The organism is Comamonas sp. E6, assembly GCF_001010305.1.
In the GTDB taxonomy this organism is placed as follows: Bacteria; Pseudomonadota; Gammaproteobacteria; order Burkholderiales; family Burkholderiaceae_C; genus Comamonas; species Comamonas thiooxydans.
On the sequence record NZ_BBXH01000011.1, the window covers coordinates 226,872 to 246,251 of the forward strand.

17 protein-coding genes are annotated in these 19,380 nt (G+C 61.4%); 14 read left to right on the forward strand and 3 right to left on the reverse strand.

What is annotated here, in order from left to right:
• Position 1 precedes the first annotated feature (1 nt).
• The 7 genes from CSE6_RS10795 (at position 2) to CSE6_RS10825 (ending at position 8,926) form a co-directional block, all read left to right on the forward strand.
• Positions 2-835 (forward strand): enoyl-CoA hydratase/isomerase family protein, encoded by an 834-nt coding sequence (locus CSE6_RS10795; protein ID WP_059440500.1) that lies wholly within the window; start codon positions 2-4, stop codon positions 833-835.
• On the forward strand, positions 832-2,805 hold the full coding sequence (locus CSE6_RS10800) for a biotin carboxylase N-terminal domain-containing protein (protein ID WP_059440501.1): 1,974 nt from the start codon (positions 832-834) through the stop codon (positions 2,803-2,805). Before CSE6_RS10795 ends, CSE6_RS10800 begins: the two co-directional genes overlap by 4 nt.
• Complete coding sequence (locus tag CSE6_RS10805; RefSeq protein WP_059440502.1) at positions 2,802-3,944, forward strand: acyl-CoA dehydrogenase family protein; 1,143 nt, start codon at positions 2,802-2,804, stop codon at positions 3,942-3,944. The genes CSE6_RS10800 and CSE6_RS10805 overlap by 4 nt, the downstream gene beginning before the upstream one ends.
• Before the next feature lie 102 nt (positions 3,945-4,046).
• On the forward strand, positions 4,047-4,913 hold the full coding sequence (locus CSE6_RS10810; protein WP_003069778.1) for a 3-keto-5-aminohexanoate cleavage protein: 867 nt from the start codon (positions 4,047-4,049) through the stop codon (positions 4,911-4,913).
• Between the two features lie 18 nt (positions 4,914-4,931).
• On the forward strand, positions 4,932-6,473 hold the full coding sequence (locus CSE6_RS10815; RefSeq protein WP_059440503.1) for a class I adenylate-forming enzyme family protein: 1,542 nt from the start codon (positions 4,932-4,934) through the stop codon (positions 6,471-6,473).
• Positions 6,470-7,273 (forward strand): SDR family oxidoreductase, encoded by an 804-nt coding sequence (locus tag CSE6_RS10820; RefSeq protein WP_059440504.1) that lies wholly within the window; start codon positions 6,470-6,472, stop codon positions 7,271-7,273. Before CSE6_RS10815 ends, CSE6_RS10820 begins: the two co-directional genes overlap by 4 nt.
• Before the next feature lie 63 nt (positions 7,274-7,336).
• On the forward strand, positions 7,337-8,926 hold the full coding sequence (locus CSE6_RS10825) for a class I adenylate-forming enzyme family protein (RefSeq protein ID WP_059440505.1): 1,590 nt from the start codon (positions 7,337-7,339) through the stop codon (positions 8,924-8,926).
• A 53-nt stretch (positions 8,927-8,979) separates the two neighbouring features.
• Here CSE6_RS10825 and CSE6_RS10830 read toward each other — a convergent pair whose 3' ends face one another.
• Complete coding sequence (locus CSE6_RS10830; RefSeq protein ID WP_034351709.1) at positions 8,980-9,780, reverse strand: SDR family oxidoreductase; 801 nt, start codon at positions 9,778-9,780, stop codon at positions 8,980-8,982.
• Between the two features lie 310 nt (positions 9,781-10,090).
• Here CSE6_RS10830 and CSE6_RS10835 point away from each other — a divergent pair, with 310 nt between their 5' ends.
• The 3 genes from CSE6_RS10835 (at position 10,091) to CSE6_RS10845 (ending at position 13,321) form a co-directional block, all read left to right on the forward strand.
• Positions 10,091-10,840 carry an SDR family NAD(P)-dependent oxidoreductase gene (locus CSE6_RS10835; RefSeq protein WP_059440506.1) on the forward strand — a complete coding sequence of 250 codons (750 nt, stop codon included), beginning with the start codon at positions 10,091-10,093 and terminating at the stop codon, positions 10,838-10,840.
• Between the two features lie 9 nt (positions 10,841-10,849).
• The gene (locus tag CSE6_RS10840; RefSeq protein WP_034383745.1) at positions 10,850-12,313 is read left to right on the forward strand and encodes an NAD(P)/FAD-dependent oxidoreductase; all 1,464 of its coding nucleotides are present in this window, start codon (positions 10,850-10,852) and stop codon (positions 12,311-12,313) included.
• Between the two features lie 66 nt (positions 12,314-12,379).
• Positions 12,380-13,321 carry an alpha/beta hydrolase gene (locus CSE6_RS10845; RefSeq protein WP_034397768.1) on the forward strand — a complete coding sequence of 314 codons (942 nt, stop codon included), beginning with the start codon at positions 12,380-12,382 and terminating at the stop codon, positions 13,319-13,321.
• Between the two features lie 256 nt (positions 13,322-13,577).
• Here CSE6_RS10845 and CSE6_RS10850 read toward each other — a convergent pair whose 3' ends face one another.
• A complete protein-coding gene (locus tag CSE6_RS10850) occupies positions 13,578-15,584 on the reverse strand; it encodes a U32 family peptidase (protein ID WP_003063288.1) in 2,007 nt (668 codons plus the stop codon).
• A 59-nt stretch (positions 15,585-15,643) separates the two neighbouring features.
• Positions 15,644-16,378: an NUDIX domain-containing protein gene (locus tag CSE6_RS10855; protein ID WP_034351716.1), complete on the reverse strand. Its 735-nt coding sequence runs from the start codon at positions 16,376-16,378 to the stop codon at positions 15,644-15,646.
• Between the two features lie 249 nt (positions 16,379-16,627).
• Here CSE6_RS10855 and CSE6_RS10860 point away from each other — a divergent pair, with 249 nt between their 5' ends.
• The 4 genes from CSE6_RS10860 to CSE6_RS10875 are packed head-to-tail and all read left to right on the forward strand — an operon-like array spanning position 16,628 to position 19,273.
• Positions 16,628-17,179 carry an RNA 2'-phosphotransferase gene (locus tag CSE6_RS10860; RefSeq protein WP_059440507.1) on the forward strand — a complete coding sequence of 184 codons (552 nt, stop codon included), beginning with the start codon at positions 16,628-16,630 and terminating at the stop codon, positions 17,177-17,179.
• On the forward strand, positions 17,176-17,799 hold the full coding sequence (locus CSE6_RS10865; RefSeq protein ID WP_059440508.1) for an HAD family hydrolase: 624 nt from the start codon (positions 17,176-17,178) through the stop codon (positions 17,797-17,799). The genes CSE6_RS10860 and CSE6_RS10865 overlap by 4 nt, the downstream gene beginning before the upstream one ends.
• Positions 17,796-18,365, forward strand: coding sequence for an NADAR family protein (locus CSE6_RS10870; protein WP_059440509.1), 570 nt, complete (start codon positions 17,796-17,798; stop codon positions 18,363-18,365). Before CSE6_RS10865 ends, CSE6_RS10870 begins: the two co-directional genes overlap by 4 nt.
• Complete coding sequence (locus CSE6_RS10875; protein ID WP_059440510.1) at positions 18,362-19,273, forward strand: ADP-ribosylglycohydrolase family protein; 912 nt, start codon at positions 18,362-18,364, stop codon at positions 19,271-19,273. Before CSE6_RS10870 ends, CSE6_RS10875 begins: the two co-directional genes overlap by 4 nt.
• Positions 19,274-19,380 lie beyond the last annotated feature (107 nt).

Consider the following 19,380-nt stretch of genomic DNA (forward strand, 5'->3'; position numbering starts at 1 on the left):
CATGACTCAGGTGCTTGAAATCGAACGTCTTCCCTTGGGCAACGGTTTTGTGGAATGGTGGTGGCTGAATTCGCCGCAAACCCGCAATGCACTGACCGACGAGCTGGTGCGGGCCTTGCGCGAACACGCCGCCAGAGCGCAGAAGGATTCACTGCTGCGCGTGGTCGTGCTGTGCGGCAACGGCGGGCATTTCTGTGCGGGCGGCAGCCTCGGAGGCTTTGCCAGCAGCATAGGCTCTCCGCTGCCTGCGGGCGCGCAGGACCCGCTGGTTCAGGTCAACCGCGAGTTTGGTCATCTGCTGCAGCAGTTGGCAGAGCTGCCCCAGTTGCTGATCGCTGCCGTGCAGGGCGCAGCCATGGGCGGCGGTGTGGGGCTGGTCTGCGTGGCCGACTGGGTGGTGGCGGATCAGCAGGCCGTCTTTGCCACACCCGAGGTGACGCTGGGCATTGTGCCCGCGCAGATCGCGCCGTTTGTGCTGCGCAGGCTGGGCGATGGTTCTGGGCGTCAATGGCTGCTGGGCGGTCAGCGCTGGTCCGCAAGCCAGGCGCAGGAGGTCGGCCTGGTGCAGACCGTGATCCAGGCCACAGACGCTGCCCACTGGCGCGAGCAGTTGCAGCATCAGCTTGAAATCTGCGCACTGGCTGCACCGCAGGCGGTGGCAGCCACCAAAAAATTGCTGGCAACCATTGGCGGGCAAAGTCTGGATACATCGCTGAACCAGGGCGCGCAGGCCTTTGCCAGTGCACTGCGCAGCGCTGAGGCGGGGGCGGGGCTCAAGGCCTTTTCCAGCAAGCAGCCCGCTCCCTGGACCTGCAAGGCAGGAGGCACATCATGAAGCGCATTCTGATTGCCAATCGTGGCGAGATTGCGCTGCGCATCATGGCTACGGCCAGGCGCATGGGCATAGATACCGTGGCGGTGTACTCGGATGCGGACGCGGGAGGCCTCCATGTGCAACATTCCACGCAGGCCTATGCACTGGGCGGGCTGACATCGGCACAGAGCTATCTGGACATGCACAAGCTGCTGGCGGCCGCCAAGGCAACAGGGGCCGATGCCGTGCACCCCGGCTACGGCTTTCTCAGCGAGGATGCCGGCTTTGCCCAGGCCGTCCAGGAAGCGGGCCTGATCTGGATTGGCCCGCCGCCGGCGGCGATTCGCCAGCTCGGCAGCAAGGCCGCAGCCAAGCAACTGGCCAAGGCCCATGGCGTGCCCTGTCTGCCGGGCTACGAAGGCGATGACCAGTGCGACGCGCGCTTTGCCGATGAAGCCGCCATGATTGGCTACCCCGTCATGGTCAAGGCCGTGGCAGGTGGTGGGGGGCGCGGCATGCGGCTTGTGGAAAGTGCCAACCAGTTGCATGCCGCTCTGAACAGCGCACGTTCGGAGGCTCTGGCTGGCTTCGGCAACGGTGACTTGCTGGTGGAGCGTGCCGTCATGCATCCGCGCCATGTGGAGGTGCAGGTGTTTGCGGACGGGCATGGCCATGTGATTCATCTGGGGGAGCGCGATTGCTCGGTTCAGCGTCGCCACCAGAAGATCATCGAGGAAGCCCCCAGTCCGGCCGTCAATGCCGAGCAGCGCGAGCATATGGGCAGTTGCGCCGTGGCCCTGGCCAAGGCCGCAGGCTATGTGGGGGCAGGTACGGTGGAATTCCTGGTCGAAGGCCGGCAGTTCTATCTGATGGAGATGAATACCAGACTGCAGGTCGAGCATCCTGTGACCGAGGCATTGACTGGTCTGGATCTGGTCGAATGGCAGATTCGCGTGGCGCGCGGCGAAGCCTTGCCGCTGACGCAGCAGCAGGTTCGGCTTGACGGCCATGCCATCGAGGTGCGGCTGTGCGCCGAAGACGAGAACTTTCAGCCCCATACCGGCGTGGTGCGGCATTTCTCGGCACCCGAGGCCGCCGTCTTCAGTCGCGCGCCGCTGCGCTTTGACCACGCGTTGCACACCGGCAGCGAAGTCACTCCCTATTACGACGCCATGCTGGGCAAGCTGATCGTCCATGCGCCAACGCGAGAGCAAGCCATCGACCGGCTGATTCATGCGCTGGGCCGGCTCACGGTGCTGGGCTTGCCGACCAATCGCGCCTTTCTGATTGAGTGCCTGAACGACGAGGTGTTCAGGCGGGGTCAGGCTCTGATCTCCTATCTGGCGAGCGATGCGCCACGCTTGCAGCAGCTGCTGCGGGACAAGGAAGTCCTGGCACACCAGCATTGGGGAGCGCTGTGCGCCGTGGGCCAACGGCCGGGGCCGCTGGCCTGCAGCTATGCCCAGTTGCGTAAGCTGCAGCACCGAGGCCGGACGCAGGAGCTGATGCTGCGGCCCGAGACCGCAGACAGCTGGCTGCTGCAGCGGCACGGCGCCGAGCCTGCGCTGCTGCAGGTCGACGCGTTGCTGGCCCATGGCTGGCGAGCGAGAGCTGCGGGCCTGAGCCAGACCGTGCAGGCCGTGGAGCTGCCCGCCGGGCAGGGCGGGGCGCGCTGGCATCTGCAGGCGGGCGACGTGGACTGGTGGGTCGAAGATGCAAGCTATGCCCCGCCGGAGAATGCTTTGGCAGCGGGCCAGGCTGCAGAACTGCGCGCGCCGTTCAACGGCCGTGTGGTGCAACTGGGCGCGGTGGCCGGGCAGGCGCTCAAGGCCGGCGATGTGGTCGTGGTCATCGAATCCATGAAGCTGGAGCACAGTCTGAGCGTGAAGGCCGACTGCCGGGTGGAGGCCGTGCTGGTCAATGCCGGCCAGCAGGTGGCGCCGGGTCAGGTGCTGCTGAAGCTGGCGCCCATGTCTGGAGGTCCTGCATGACGGATGCTGCTGAACGCGAAATGCTCTATGACCTGGTGCGTCGCTTTGCGCGCGAGCAAATCGCCCCCCATGTCACGGCCTGGGACGAGGCGGGTGAGTTCCCGCGCCAGCTCTATGGCCAGGCCGCCGAGCTGGGGCTGCTCGGCATCGGCTACCCCGAGGAGTTCGGTGGTACTGCGGCTACACACGGCCTGCGCGCAGCCCTGTGGCTGGCGCTGTGCCGCTACGGCGGCAGTGGGGGCGTGCTGGCCAGTTTGCTGTCGCACAACATTGGCCTGCCGCCCGTGGTGGCTCTGGGTAGCGATGCGCTCAAGCAGCAGGTGGTGCCCGATGTGCTCCTGGGCCGCAAGATCGCGGCGCTGGCGATTACCGAGCCCGGCGGCGGATCGGACGTAGCGGCGCTGCGTACCAGGGCCAGGCGCGATGGCCACGAGTATGTGATCGAGGGCGAGAAGACCTTCATCACCTCGGGCATGCGTGCGGACTGGATCACGGTGGCAGTGCGCACGGGCGAGGAGAGAGGTGCATCCGGCATCTCCCTGATCCTGGTGCCTGGCGGCAGCGAGGGTTTGAGACGCAGCTCGTTGCACAAGATGGGCTGGCAATGCTCCGACACGGCCCACCTGTTGTTTGATGGCGTGCGCGTGCCGGCCAGCCATTTGCTCGGCGCCGAGGGCGAGGGTTTTCGCGCCATCATGCAGAACTTCAACGGCGAGCGCCTGGGCATTGCCTGTGGTGCACTGGGCTTTGCTCAGGCCTGCTATGACGAGGCGCTGGCCTGGGCCCAGCAGCGCCAGACCTTTGGCGTGACGCTCAATCAGCATCAGGTCATACGCCACAAGCTGGTGGATATGCAGCAGCGCCTGCGCAGCACCGAAGCCTGGCTCAACGCCGTCTGCGCACGTGCCGATGGCGGCGATAGCGGTGCGGATTGGGTGGGCGAGGTCTGCGTGCTCAAGAACCACGCCACCCAGACCATGCAGTTCTGCGCCGATATGGCGGTGCAGATTCTGGGTGGCATGGGCTTTATGCGCGGCACGCTGAGCGAGCGCATCTACCGCGAAGTCAAGGTGTTGACGATTGGCGGCGGCACCGAGGAAATCATGAAAGAGCTGGCCGCGCGCCAGTGGCGTATCTAGCGCGGCTGTTGCAGCGGCCTCAGCCGTTGCCGGGAAATTTGAGCGAAATCAGCCTGAAACGCTTGTGAATGAAGCGTTATCAGCTTCTATCCAAGGAGCGATATGTCCGACAAAGCCATTATTACCTGTTCCATTACCGGGGTACTGACCGATCCGAATCAGCATCATGTGCCCGTGACGCCAGAGCAACTGGCGCAGGAGGCGCGCCGAGCCTATGACGCAGGCGCATCGGTGGTTCATGTCCACTTCAGGCGCCAGGAGGAGGGCAAGGGTCATCTGCCCAGCTGGGATCCGGCAGTGGCCAGGGCCTGCGTGGATGCCATGCGTGCAGCCTGCCCCGAGCTCATCATCAATCAGACCACTGGCGTGGTCGGCCCCGACTACCAGGGACCGTTGGATTGTTTACGTGCCACGCGGCCAGAGATGGCGGCCTGCAATGCGGGCTCGCTCAACTATCTCAAGACCCGCAGCAATGGAAGCTGGGCCTGGCCGCCCATGCTGTTCGACAATCAGCCCGCCAAGGTGCAGGACTTTCTCGATGTGATGGCAGAGACCGGCACATTGCCCGAGTTCGAGTGCTTTGACGTGGGCATCGTGCGCTGCGTGGGCATGTATGTGGAAACCGGCATGTACCGAGGCCTGCCCGAATACAACTTCGTGATGGGGGTGGAGTCCGGCATGCCGGCAGACCCCGATCTGCTGCCCATACTGCTTAGGCTCAAGATCAAGGATGCGCCCTGGCAGACCACGCTGATCGGGCGCAGCGAGATCTGGCCCACCCATTTGCGCACAGCCGAGCTCGGCGGACATCTGCGCAGCGGACTGGAAGACACTTTCTATCTGCCCGACGGCAGCAAGGTCACATCCAACGCTCCGCTGATAGAGCAGCTGGCTCGCTATGCGCGTGATGTGGGCCGTGAAGTCGCCACTCCCAGGGAGGCCAGGCAGATGCTGCACCTGGCTGCCTGAATCAGGGAGAAGTCACAGATGAACGCTTGTACTCATCCTCGGACCGTGGCGCAGGCACTGGCGCAGACCGTGGCCGACCATCCCCACAGGAATGCCTATATCGACCAGGGGCGCGGCTACAGCTGGCAGCAGGTGGATGTCATGGCCAGCGCCTGGGCCGCCCATCTGTCCTCGCTGGGCCTGCGACCCGGTGAACGCATCGGCATCATCCTGCCCAACGGTCTGCCCTGGGTGCTGAGCTATCTTGCGGCGGCGAAGACGGGGCTGGTCGTGGTGGGCCTCAGCGTCCGATACCGCGATGCCGAGCTGGACTTCATGCTGCAGGACAGCCAGGTCAAGGCCGTGCTTGCGCCGCGCGAGTTTGCCGGCTTCGACTACCAGAACTATCTGGCGCAGGCCCGTCGGCGTTTTGCGGCGCTGGAGCATCTGCTGTGGGTGGATGAAGGATTCGAGCAAGCGCTGCAGTCCGGCGCGAAAGCCTTGCATGAAGGCGACGGTCCTGCACCGGATGACCTGCTGATGATCATTTACACATCCGGCACCACGGGCAGGCCCAAGGCTGCGGGGCTGACGCATCGCTCTCAATTGGGCTCAGCGCTGGCGCAGCATGCGCATGTGAAGGCTGCGGCGGACGACATGGTGCAACTGGCCATGCCGCTCAACCATGTGGGCGGCATTACCTGCGGCGTGCTGACCATGTTGCTGGCGGGCGGTTGTTGCGAGCTGGTGCCCATGTTCAGCCCCGAATCCGTGTTGAGGATGGCGCAAAAGCATCCGCCGACCTGGCTGGTGGGCGTGCCCACCATGCTGACGCTGCTGCTCATGCATCCGCTTCTGGTAGAGGTGGATATGAGCCGGCTGCGCCTGATTGTGGTGGGCGGGTCGAATGTGGAGCCGGTTTTGCTGCAGCGGCTGCAGCAGCAGTTTCCGGGCGTGAACATCATGAATCTCTACGGTCTGTCCGAGACTTCCGGGGCTATCGCGATGACACCTTGGCAGGCGGATCAGCAAGCCCTGTTGCACAGCATAGGCAAGCCGCTGCAAGGGGTACAACTGCGCGTGGCCGGGGCCGATGGCGAAGAGCTGCGCAGCGGCGAGGTGGGGGAGCTGTGGTTTCGTGGTGCTGGGGTGATTCCGGCCTATGTGGGGCAGCAGCAGGACGAAGAGGTGTTTTCCGGCGGCTGGCTTCATTCGGGTGATCTGGGGTTTGTGGATGAGCAGGGCCTGATCCATCTCAAGGGGCGGCAAAAAGACATGTTCATACAGGGTGGCTTCAACGTCTATCCCTGCGAGGTGGAGGGCGTGATTGCCGGTCATGCAGGCGTGCTGATGGTCGCCGGCATAGGCGTGCCGGACCCCGTGCTGGGCGAGGTGGGGCGCTATTACATCGTGATCAGACCCGGTGCCAGCGTGGGCGAGGAGGAACTGCTCACGCATTGCCGCCAGCAGCTCGCTGACTACAAGCTGCCGCGCCAGCTGGTGTTTCGCACCGAGTTGCCGTTGACCCCGGCAGGAAAGATCCAGAAAGCCTTGTTGAGAGCAGAGGAGTGCTGTTCATGAATGTGCAATTTGATTTTTCAGGCCGCCATGTGATGGTGTTTGGCGGCACCACAGGCATCAACCTGGGCATTGCCCAGCACTACGCGATGGCAGGAGCCCGGGTCTCGGTCGTCAGCCGCAAGCAGGCCAATGTGGACGCGGCCCTGGCGACGCTGGGGGCTCAGGCCTTTGGCGTGGTAGCCGATGTGCGCGATGAACCGGCGGTGGCAGCGGCGCTGGCGCAGGCCGTGGCTTGCCACGGGCCGCTCGACGTGCTGGTGTCTGGTGCGGCAGGCAACTTCCTCGCACCTGCGGAGCAGATGTCGTCCAACGCTTTCAGGGTGGTGGTGGACATCGATCTGCTGGGCAGCTTTCATGTCGCGCGTCAGGCTCTGGCGCACTTGCGGCAGCCGGGGGCGAGCCTGATCTTCATCACCGCGCCGCAGTCCACCGTGCCCATGATGTACCAGGCCCATGTCTGTGCAGCCAAGGCAGGAGTGGACCATCTGGCGCGGGTACTGGCACTGGAGTGGGGTGGCAGGGGCATTCGTGTGAACGCCATTTCCCCCGGCCCCATCGAGGGCACGGAAGGCATGCGTCGGCTGGCCCCGCAGGGAGCTGAAGGAGACGCTCTGGTACGCAGCATGGTGCCGCTGGGACGCATGGGCACGATCGCGGATATTGCCCGACTGGCCATGTTTCTGGGCAGCGATGCGGCCAGCTATATCTCCGGCACGGTCATTGCCTGTGACGGCGGGGCGCAGGGCCAGCTTTCGCCCATGGTTGCTGCCGCCGCGATGGCCATGCCGCAGCAGAATTAGAGACACAACAAGAAAAAGCGTGGGTTATGGGTTCCGGGTTGCACACTATCAAGGAGACAAACCATGATCGAGATGAGTCTGACGAAGGAGGCACGGCGCATCCGGCGCATTGCGCTGGGCGACCTGCTCCACCGCAGTGCGCGCAAGTCTGGCAGCCGCACGGCGCTGGTCGATGGTGCTGAGCGCATCAGCTATGCCGAGCTGGATGCGCGAAGTTCGCGCTTCGCGCATTATTTGCTCTCGACGCTGGGGACGGGCAAGCAGATCGGCATGCTGTGCGCCAATTCCATAGACATGGTGGTGGCCTGCAATGCCATTCACAAGGCGGGGCAGGTGTGGGTGCCCGTCAATATCAAGCTGGAGGTATCGAGCATTGACTACATCCTGCGGCATGCAGAGGTGTCGGCAGTGGTGGTCGATCAGGAGTTGCTGGCCCTGCCCGGGCTGGCCGAAATTCTGCAGCAATTGCAGGTGCCGCTCATCATCACGCGCCCGCAAACGCAGCAAGTACAGCCAGGACTGCCGGGCATATCGTTGGCACAGTCCGAGGCAGGCCAGTCCGATGCTTTGCCCGAGGTTGATATTGACGACAACCAGGCGGCCTTGCTCATGTACACCAGCGGCACCACGGGCAATCCCAAGGGCGTGGTGCATTCCCATCTGTCGGTATACGCGGCGGTCAAGGGCAATATCGACGAGATGAAATATGGCGAGGCCGATGTGCTCAGCGGCTGGTTGCCTCTGTTTCATTGCGCCCAGCATGCGCTGGTGCAGACTGCGCTGGCGGCAGGTGCTTGCACCGTGCTCACGCGGCAGTTTGTGCCGGCGGAGGTGGGGCAACTGGTGATGAAGGAGGGTGTGACGATCTTTGTCGGGCTGCCCCTGATGTATGCAGCGGTGCTGGCCGATCCGGGTTTTGCGCCCACCACCATCCGGCAGTGCATCTATGCCATGGCACCCATTCCCAAACCCTTGATCGCCCAGATTGCGCAGCGCATGTGCCGCAATATCTCTCTAGCCACGGGGCAGACCGAGATATATCCGGCCACCATGACTTTCTACCCCTTGCTCAATGCCGAATGCGATGCCAATTTCTGGGGGCGCTCTCTGAGCACGTGTGAGACCGCCGTTATGGACGACGATGGCAATCTGCTGGGAGCGGGCCAGGTCGGCGAGATCGTGCATCGCGGCCCCAATGTCATGCTGGGTTATTTCAAGGACCCAAAGGCGACGGCAGAGGCACAGAAGTTTGGCTGGCACCATACCGGCGACCTGGGCATGTGGGACGCGCAGGGGCGCATGGAGTTCATAGATCGCAAGAAGGACATGATCAAGACCGGCGGCGAGAACGTGGCCAGCGTGAAGGTTGAAGCCGTGGTGCTGGCGCATCCTGAAGTGGCGGCCGCCGCCGTGTTCGGTCTGCCGCATCCCCACTGGAGCGAGGCGGTCTGTGCCTTTGTCATGCGCAAGCCGGGGGCTCAAGTGGATTCGGAGTCGATACTGGCCCATTGCCGCAATCATCTCAGCGGCTTTGAAGTGCCAAAACTGGTCCATTTTGTGGAGGCCTTCCCGTCCACGGCGACGGGCAAGGTGCAGAAAAACGTGATGCGACGCCAGTTCGAGCAGGTGGCCAGAGAGCTTTGGGGCACCTGATATCCGGGCGTGTCCGCAAATGCTGCCAGGGCCTGCAAAAGCAGGCCCTGGTTTCACTCTGCGATCTCCTGCGTCCAGGACAGCACCGGGTCGGTGCGCGTCTCGATGAGCTTGTTGCGGGCCTTGAGCAGCGGGTCCAGCATTTCCGGCTGAGGCACGATCCAGTATTCACCACGGTCAATGGCTGCAAAGACGCGGTTGGCAAACTCCTCGGTGTCCATACCGTTTTCGTCTAGCAAATGGGTCATCATGCCGTGAAACTTTGCCGACGCCGCGTCAGGCGCTTCTCGGAAGATGGCTGTCCTGACGGGGCCTGGTGCCAGCAGCGAGACCTTGATTTGCGGATCAATGGCCGCGAGTTCGCCAGCCAGACCTTCGGTCAGCGCGACCACTGCGAACTTGGTGGCGGAGTAGGGGGCCATCATGGCGCTGGGCAGAAAGCCGCCTACCGATGCTGTGTTGACGATGCGGGCAGGCCGGTTGGCCTTGAGCAGACGCGGCACAAAAGCGCGCAGGCCATTGACAATGCCGTTGACGTTGACTTGCCAGGCCTGCTGCCACTTGGCATCGCTGATCTCCCAGCTATTGCCGGTGCTGAGAACGCCTGCGTTGTTGAACAGCAGATCGACCTGACCAAAAGCTGCATAGGCCTTGTCGGCCAGTGTATCCAGCGACGCCTGGCTGGTGACATCGGTGGCCACGGCCAATGCCTGATCTCCCAGTTCCAGCGCGACTTTCTCAAGACCCGCCTGGTCGCGGTCTGCAACCACGACTTTCATTCCAAGAGTGACTGCCTTTTTGGCAAGGCCTGCACCAATTCCGCTGGCTGCACCGGTGATGACTGCAACTTTCATGATTTCCTCATTGGCTAAATACGAATGAATTAAAGCATTTACGGCTTATCTATATTTCTCACGAATTCCCGCTTGACAGTTATTGAAGGTGTTTACAGTCTTTATTGATTGATTAAATGGAAAGACCTGCTTGACATATAAAAAATCCGGGCACAGTACGTCCAAATGAATTAATGGTTTCCACTAGGGACTGTAAACACAAACTTATTTTGTAAAGAGGAAAACTCAGAGTGATTTGAATTTGAAAAGAACAAAGAATCTCAATCCTCATCGCCAATTGGTGGCGGTCAGCCAGTATTGAGGTTTGAAAATGAATCCATTCATCAGTGGTTTGGAAGGAAAAGTGGTTCTGGTTACAGGTGGTGCCTCGGGCATAGGCCTGGCCAGCGCCCAGGCCCTGGCAGCCAGCGGAGCCAAGGTGGTGTGTGCCGATCTGCAGCAAAGTCAGGATTTGCCGCAGGGCTGCGAATTTCGCAAGCTCGACGTGAGCAGCGAGAAGCTGACCAATGAGTTGGCTGCTTACATGCTGGACCGCTATGGGCAGATTGATGGGCTGGTGACTTCGGCTGGCATTTCCCGCGTGGGTGATCTGGAGAGCATGCCCTTGCATGAGTGGGAGCAGGTACTGCAGGTCAATTTGACGGGAACCATGCTCAGTGCTCGTGCCGTGGCCAGCCACATGAAACGGCGGGGTCAGGGCTCCATCGTCACCATCGCCAGCATCAACGGCATGCTGGGCAACCCGACCAATCTGGCCTATTGCACCTCCAAGGGAGCTGTGATCCAGATGGTGCGCAGTCTGGCATCGGATCTCGGTCCTTACGGCGTGCGGGTCAACAGCATCAGCCCCGGCTATATCCATACACCCATGACCACCATGCTTGATGAACTGCCTGTAGGCCAGGCTTTCGAGGCCATGCATTTGCTCAAGCGTGCGGGCAGGCCGCAAGAGGTAGGTAATGCCGTGGCATTTTTGCTTTCCGATATTTCTTCATTTATTACCGGGGTCAATCTTCCGGTGGATGGTGGATTCTCTGCAGCAAAAGTAATTAATATTTAAGGATTTCCAATGAAATATGACGTCATAGTGATTGGTTGCGGAATGTCCGGAATTCTGGCTGGTATTCATCTGAAGAATAGCGGGAAGAAATTCATTATTCTGGAAAAGGCCGGGACATTGGGGGGGACCTGGCGGGATAATACTTATCCAGGCCTGACTTGCGATGTGCCATCGCACGCCTATACCTATTCTTTCGAGCCCAACCCCGAATGGTCTCGGGTACTTCCGCCCGGAGCCGAGATTCAGCAGTATTTCGAAGGCGTGTTCCAGAAGCACGGTATTGCCGATTTTTCGCAGTTCGGCACCGAAATCACGCGTGCCGAATGGACGTGCGATGCATGGACGCTGCAGGATCAGCATGGCAAGCAATACCAGGGCAAGGTGGTGGTTGCCGCCACAGGTGTGCTGCACCACCCCAACTATCCGCAGATCAAGGGCCTGGAGGAGTTCGAGGGGGACACGATTCACAGTGCGCGCTGGGATCATTCTGTACCGCTGGACGGCAAAAGGATCGCCGTCATCGGCACGGGATCAACGGGCGTGCAAATTGTCTCGGCACTGGCGTCGCGTGCCAGGGTGCGACATTTTCAGCGCACGGCACAATGGATTTTTCCGGTCGAGAATCCAGCTTTCAGCGAAGAGCAGCGTGCCGAATTCCGCAGCAACCGCGATCTGCTGGTTTATCTGCAGCGCGAACCCACTTATGTAGCCAATGTGGAGCGCTTTACCGAGGGTGTGCTGGATCCGAATTCGGAGCAGATTCAGGAAATTCAGAAAATCTGCCAGGACAACCTGGATGGCTCTGTTGCAGACGCAGCCTTGCGTGAAAAACTGCAGCCTCATTACCGGGCTGGTTGCAAGCGCCTGATTTATTCGCCCGACTATTACAAGGCGATCCAGCACCCCGATTCCGAGTTGATCACCGAAGCTATTGCCAAGGTCGAGAAAAAGGGAGTGCGTACCAGCGACGGCGTGCTGCATGAGGTGGACATCATCGTCCTGGCCACGGGATTCAAGGCCGACCGCTATGTGCGCCCCATGAATGTGACGGGCCTGAACGGAGCCACGCTGGAGCAGGCCTGGAGCGATGTGCCCACGGCATACAAGTCCATCTCGGTGCCGGGCTTTCCCAACTTTTACTTCATGAACGGGCCGACCTCTCCCGTGGGCAACTTCTCGCTGATCGATACCTCGGAAATGCAGTGGGGCTATATCTCGCAGCTGATAGAGCGTGGTCAGCAAGCCGGTGTGGCAGGGCTTTCGGCCAGGCCCGAAGCCCTGGCTCAGTACGACCAGGAGCGCTTGCAGGCCGCCAAAGGCTCGGTCTTCGGCTCGGGCTGCAACAGCTGGTACCTGGACAGAAACGGTGTGCCCAACACATGGCCCTGGTCGCAGTCGCGCTTCCGGCAGGAGATGAGTGCGCCGGTATGGCAGGACTATATCCACCACCAGACCGAAGAGCTTGTGGCCTGAGTGCCGTCTTGCGCCCGTCCTGGCCTGTCCTGGTCGGGCGCGCTCCATCAACTTCAAGGAGTCCCAATGCAGATACACCCAGAAATGGCTGCTGTGCTGGAGCAGTTCAAGGATGCTCCGCCCATGGATTTTGTGGCCACTCCGGTGCCCGAAATCCGCAAGCTCATGGACCACATGGCCTTTCCGCCTGCCGACCTGCCCATGCATGAGGTGCGTGAGATCGACATTCCCGGTGGCGATGGCCAGCCGCTCAAGCTGCGCCTGTACCGTCCCGGCACCGCGCAGGCAGCGCCGGTCATGGTCTATTTTCACGGCGGTGGCTGGTGCATAGGCACGCTGGAAACGCATGACAATCTGTGCCGCCACCTGGCGCGTATAACCGGCATGAATATTGTGTCGGTCGATTACCGGCTGGCTCCCGAGCATGTCTTTCCCGCCGCGCTGGACGACGCCTATGCCGCCACGCGCTGGGTGGCACTGCATGCGGCCGAGCTGCATTGCGATGCGCGGCAACTGATGGTGGCGGGCGACAGCGCGGGGGGCAATCTGGCCGTCGCCACCTGCCTGCGCGCAAAAGAAGACGGCTGGAGAGGCATATCCCAGCAATTGCTGTTCTATCCGGTCTGCGATGCGCATATGGATGCGCCATCGCATGCGCTTTATGGGCAGATGCCGTTTCTCACCACCGAAGCCATGGCCGCGATGTGGCATCACTATCACCCTGCCAGGCCTGCACATCCACTGGCCTCCATCATGCAGTACCCCGATCTCGCTGGTTTGCCGGCAGCGGTGCTGGTGACGGCGGAGCTGGACATATTGCGCGACGAAGGAGAGGCCTTTGGCCTGCGCCTGCAGCAGGCTGGCGTACCCGTTTCCAGCCTTCGTGCGAAAGGCATGTTGCATGGGTTTGCCAACTTCAGCACCCTGGTGCCGGCAGTGGCAAAGTTGCTGCAAGAGGCTTGTACAAAGCTGTCTTTTGGCAAGATATCGGCTGTTGGACAAGCCTGATACATGCAACTGTTCATGTATACAGTTATGTGTGATGGATGCCTCAGTTTTATCCCCGCATCATGTGGACGCTCTTGTGGAAAACTATGCTTTCAAGCCTTGAAACCCGCGCCAGATGGTGATTTGCACGGATTGCCTAAAAAATAGACGATTTGAGCAAAGGGATTGAACCGAGGGTTTTTACCAGTGGTTCTGAGGCTGTAAAAAGCCCGCCAACCGTTGCCGGTAGCGGGCTTTTTTGTGGGCTCAAACGTGCTCAGGAAAGTTGCTGAGGCGTGGGGCGTGTACGGTAGAACTGCATGGGAGACTCTTTCATTTCCTTGGCATGCTGGTTGAGCACCGACTTCTTCATCTTGCCAACCACATGCATCTCGCAGGGCTTGCAGTCAAAGCGCAGCGTGAGCTTTTCCTTGCCGTTGATCAGCTGCAGCGGCTCTGCCTTGATGGTGCCCTTGACGCCGATCACGCCCTTGGCCTGTTTGGGACACAGGCTCATCGAGAAGCGCACGCAGTGCTTGGTGATCATCAGCGAGACTTCGCCTTCCTCTTCCTTGCTCTCGTAGGCGGCGTCGATGATCTTCACACCATGCTTCACATAGAAGTCATGGGCCTTCTGGTTGTAGACATTGGCCAGATAGGTCAGTGTGTCTTCAGGAAAAGGCACGGGCGGCTCCACGGGCTTGGCGCGGGGCAGACGCACAAAGCCGTCGGCGCGGGCCTGTTCCAATGCGGCAACGGCATCGCGACGCAGCTGGTTGAGCACGGAGGCGGGTACAAACCAGGGCTGACTCAGGCTCAGTGAAATATCGTTCACCTCGAAAACCGTCGCGCCAAAGCGTCCCAGTTGCTCGCGCAGCGTGGCTTCTGCCTTGGCTGGGTCGGTGGCGCTCTGGTGCTCATGCGCAATGGCGGCAGCCCCGACAAACCCGTCCTCGTCGGTCAGCGTCAGCGCAAAGCCGGCAGCAGCTTCCTTGAACTCGGCCCATAGACCGATACGGCGCTCGCTGGACTTCTTCTCCAGCGTACGTACCCAGTCCATATCGCGGTTGCGGTTGATTTCCAGGCCCTTGCGCAGATCCTTGAATTCGGCGATCTCGTTTTTGGGGAAGACGCGCCAGATGCCTTTTTTGGCGCTCACGCATTCGGCACGGTTGATGTGCACGCCCACCAGTTCCTTTTGCAGATCGTAGTAGCACAGACCGTCGCCGTTGTGCAGCTCGGCGGTCTTGTCGCTGGTTTCGATCTCGAACCATTTGTCGCCGACCTGTGTCACCCAGCCGATGGCACGACCCGGTGTCTTGGGCGTGTCGAAGGCGCCGATGTCATCCTTGCGGCCATTGACGAAGTAGTCTGTGAACTCGCGGTTGAAATTCTGGTCCGGATCGGGTTCGAACGAGAAAGTGGTGCGGCCTGACGACGAGCGCGCCAGCGGCTGATCGGAGAACTCGCGCTCCTCGATGATTTCGTCGAGCAGCTTGCGGTAATGGGCCGTGATGTTCTTCACATAGCCCATGTCCTTGTAGCGGCCCTCGATCTTGAAGCTGCGCACGCCGGCGTCGATCAGGGCGCGCAGGTTATCGCTCTGGTTGTTGTCCTTCATGGACAGCACGTGCTTTTCATGCGCGATGATGCGGCCGCTGGCGTCCGTTACTTCATAAGGCAGGCGGCAGGCCTGGTTGCAGTCGCCACGGTTGGCGCTGCGTCCGGTATGGGCATGGCTGATGAAGCACTGGCCCGAGTAGGCCACGCACAGCGCGCCATGCACAAAGTATTCGATGGTGGTGCGGCTCGGGTCTGTCGCGGCGCGCACGGCGGCAATCTGTTTCAGATCCAGCTCGCGCGCCAGCACGATCTGCGACAGGCCGGCGTCCTGCAGAAAGCGGGCCTTCTCGGGCGTGCGGATATCGGTCTGGGTGGACGCGTGCAGCTGGATGGGTGGCAGATCGAGTTCCAGCAGACCCATGTCCTGGATGATCAGCGCATCGGCGCCGGCGTTGTAGATCTGCCAGGCCATATCGCGTGCGCCCTGCAGCTCATCGTCGCGCAAGATGGTGTTGAGCGTGATGAAGATGCGGCTGCCAAAGCGGTGGGCGTGCTTGATGAGCCGCTCCAGATCGCGGATGTCATTGCCTGCAGTCGCTCGCGCGCCAAAGGCCGGTCCGCCGATATAGACGGCGTCCGCGCCGTGATTGACGGCTTCGATGCCGATATCGGCGTCGCGCGCCGGGGACAGGAGTTCGAGCTGGTGGGGCAGGAGAGACATAGGGGCAGGATTATCTCAGCAAGCCCCGGTTTCGGCACAGCGGCGGGTAATCGCCTGTATCAATGGCCGCGTGGGCTGAATGTGCGCGGAAATACCACGGGCCCGCTGCGGTCCGCCAGCCGGTAGCCCATGGCGGGGCGGTTCGACACGCCTTCCACATGGCCGGCTTCGACCAGAAAGTTCGCTGCCAGCATGCGGGTGCGAAAGCCGCTTTTGTCCACGCTGCGACCCAGCACGGTTTCATAGACTTGCTGCAACTGGGGCAGGGTGAAGGGCTCGCTCAGCAAAAAAGCGGGCAGCGAGGTGTATTCGACCTTGCTGCGCAGTCTCTCCACCGCCGTCTGCAAGATGCTGCCATGGTCAAACGCCAGTGCAGGCCGGCGCAGCAATTCATCCACTTCGAACCAGGCCACATCGGCCGCATTGGCGCCTTTGGTCAGTTGCAGCTCATGGGCGGGAATCAGCGCAAAGTACACATGGGTGGCCGACCAGCCACGCGGATCACGTGCCGCGCCGCCCCAGCTGCCAAGCTGTTCCAGATAAGGGCTGTCCACACCCGTCTTCTCCTTGAGCTTGCGCGCGGCGCAGGCCTGCAGATCGGCATCGAGATCCACATTCACAAACCCCCCGGGCAAGGCCCAGAGGCCGGGAAATGGATCATCGTCGTGACCTGGGCGTTGCACCAGCAATACATTCAAGCGGCCTTGCGCAATCGTGAAGATCACCACATCCACCGTGGTGTAGGGGCGAGGAAAGTCCGGCGCTGGCTTGGAGTGACGCTGTGTAACGCTCATAAATCAGGCTTGACGGGATGAATGATGGGTTGTATTGTACAACTTTCTTAAGTTGTTCAATGCAACTTATATCCTGTAGCTGGAGCCCGCTCCAAGCATGCAGACGCATGCAGACGCATGCCGACAAAGCCGGGCCTGGGTTTGCGACCAGGCTGTGGCACCGTGGAAAGTACGCCAAGGTCGGGCGCTGGGCAGCGCTAGAACCTGTCATGAGCCAGGTCGACAGCTTCAAACAAAGAGAACAAGAAAATGAAAAATCAAAACACTACCGCACGCAGCAAGTTCCTCAGCCTGGTGCTGAGACACAGTCCTGAGACCATAGGCCTCAAGCTCGACGATGCGGGTTGGGCCCACACCGATGAACTGCTGGCCTGTCTGGCGCGCTCCGGCCGACCCACCAGTCTGGAGGATTTGCAGACCATCGTGGCTGACAACAACAAGCAACGCTATTCCTTCAGCGCAGATGGCAAGCGCATACGCGCCAATCAGGGCCACTCCATCAAGGTAGAACTGGGTCTTGAGGCAAGGCGCCCTCCGGCAGTGCTCTACCACGGCACGGCCACGCGTTTTCTGGATGCGATCTTTCATGAGGGCCTGAACCGGCAGTCACGCCATCATGTCCACTTGTCCGAAAGCCAGGCAGTGGCTGCTCAGGTCGGCAGTCGTCACGGCAAGCTGGCCTTGCTGCAGGTGGACGCCGCGCGTATGCAGGGCGAGGGCCATGTGTTCTATCGCTCCGACAACGGCGTGTGGCTGACCGATGTCGTCCCGGCCCGGTATCTGCTGAAGCTGCCGTCATGAAAGTTTCAAAAATCATAGCTAGCGACGCCGATGGCGTGCTGCTGGACTACAACCTCGCCTATGCCTCAGCCTGGGAGCGGGTATTTGGCGAGCGTCCGGTGTTGAAGCAGCCTGACGCCTACTGGGCCATGGAGCGATGGGGCGTTGCCAACTTGCAGGGCGAGGATCTGAACCGTTTTCGCGCCAGTTTTGATGCGCAGTTCTGGTCCGGTATTCCCGCGATTGCAGGAGCGCTACAGGCTTGCGAGCAGCTGTGCGCCGCCGGTTACGAGCTGGTCTGTGTGTCGGCGATCAAGCCGCAGTTCGCCGAGGCTCGGCAGACCAATCTGCGCAAGCTGGGCTTTCCCATATCGCGTGTGATCGCCACCAGCAGCCGTACTGATCCAGGCCTCAGCCCCAAGGCTCAAGCCCTGGCCCAGTTGCAGCCCCTGGCATTTGTCGATGACTTTCTGCCGTATTTCGAAGGCGTGGGCGAGCGGATTCACAAGGCACTGGTGCTGCGCGAGCAAGGCGGGTCGCCCAATACCGGGCCGGGTCTGCAGGCTATTGACTCCACTCACGCCACGTTGGCGGGCTTTTCCCGTTGGTGGCTGAACCATTATCAAGAAGAACAGACATGAACCGAGATTACGAAATTCGATCCCTGACGGACCTGTTGGTCCAGCTCGATCAAGGCTACCGCCCCAAATTCCTTTGCTTCTGGGGCCATCAGCCCGAAAAGAATTGCTCGGTGGGCAAAGGCTGCCTGAGCCAGTGGTTTTCTGCTCCATTCACCGTCGAAGGAGACCGCTTTGCCACGGCAGAGCATTTCATGATGGCAGCCAAGGCGCGGCTGTTCGGGGATGAAGAGGCGCGCGCGCAGGTGCTGGCTGCGCCGTCTCCGGCCAGTGCCAAGCAGATAGGGCGCAGCGTGCGCAATTTTGACGAGGCACGCTGGAAGGCGGAGTGCTTCGATATCGTGGTGCGCGCCAGTGTGGCCAAGTTCTCGCAGAACCCGGCCATGGGGGAGTTTCTGCTGAGAACTGGTGAGCGTGTACTGGTCGAGGCCAGTCCGCGCGACCGCATCTGGGGCATCGGCATGGGCGCGGCCAATCCCGACGCCGAGCAGCCGCGCAAATGGCGCGGACAGAACCTGCTGGGTTTTGCGCTGATGGCCGCGCGTGCGCAGCTGAGGGCCGGACAATGAACACGCTGGACCGTTTTGAAGGAGCTCTGCTGGGCCTGGCCTGCGGCGATGCCGTGGGCACGACACTGGAGTTCCGGGCGCGCGGCAGCTTTGCGCCGCTGACCGATATGGTGGGGGGCGGGCCGTTTTCACTGAGGGCCGGACAATGGACGGATGACACATCCATGGCTTTGTGCCTGGCCGAGAGCCTGGTCGTCAAGGGAGGTTGCGACCCCGGGGACCAGATGACGCGCTACGCCAACTGGTATCAGTGGGGTTACTGGAGCTCCACCGGTCACTGCTTTGATATCGGCATGGCAACGCGCGAGGCGATACAGCAATACCTGCGTACCGGCAATGCGCTGGCGGGAAGTGAAGATGCGCGCAGCGCCGGCAATGGCTCGCTGATGCGGCTGGCTCCGGTGGCCATGGCGTATGCCCATGACGAGCAAGAGGTGCAGGAGATGGCGGCGCTGAGCTCCCGCACCACACATGCCGCTGCGGAGTGCCTGGATGCCTGCCGTCTGTTTGCCGTGATATTGAGCCGCGCCCTGCTGGGCGCCAACAAGGCGCAGGTGCTGGATCTTGCCGCGCTGCCGTTTGGCAGCCCACGCATTGCCGAGATTGCACAAGGCAGCTGGCGCGGCAAAAGCCGCGAGCAGATCCAGAGTTCGGGCTATGTGGTGCACAGTCTGGAAGCAGCTTTGTGGTGTTTTGACAGGCTTGAGAGCTTTGAAGCCGTCGTTCTGGAGGCGGCCAATCTGGGTGACGATGCCGACACCACAGCGGCCATTGCCGGCCAGATCGCGGGGGCGTTCTGGGGGCGCAGCGGCATTCCTGCGCACTGGCTGGAAAGACTGCATCAGCAGGCTGATATTCGCGCGCTGGCGCAATCGATGTATGCGCTGAATCAGGTGCTGGCCCGATAGATTGCGCGTGGCCATGCTCCCCATCGCGGGACCTGCTCACACCGTGCAGGCAGGTCACAGATCCCTGATTGTTACCGCTGAGGTCGCGAAAGCCGTACCGGGCCTGC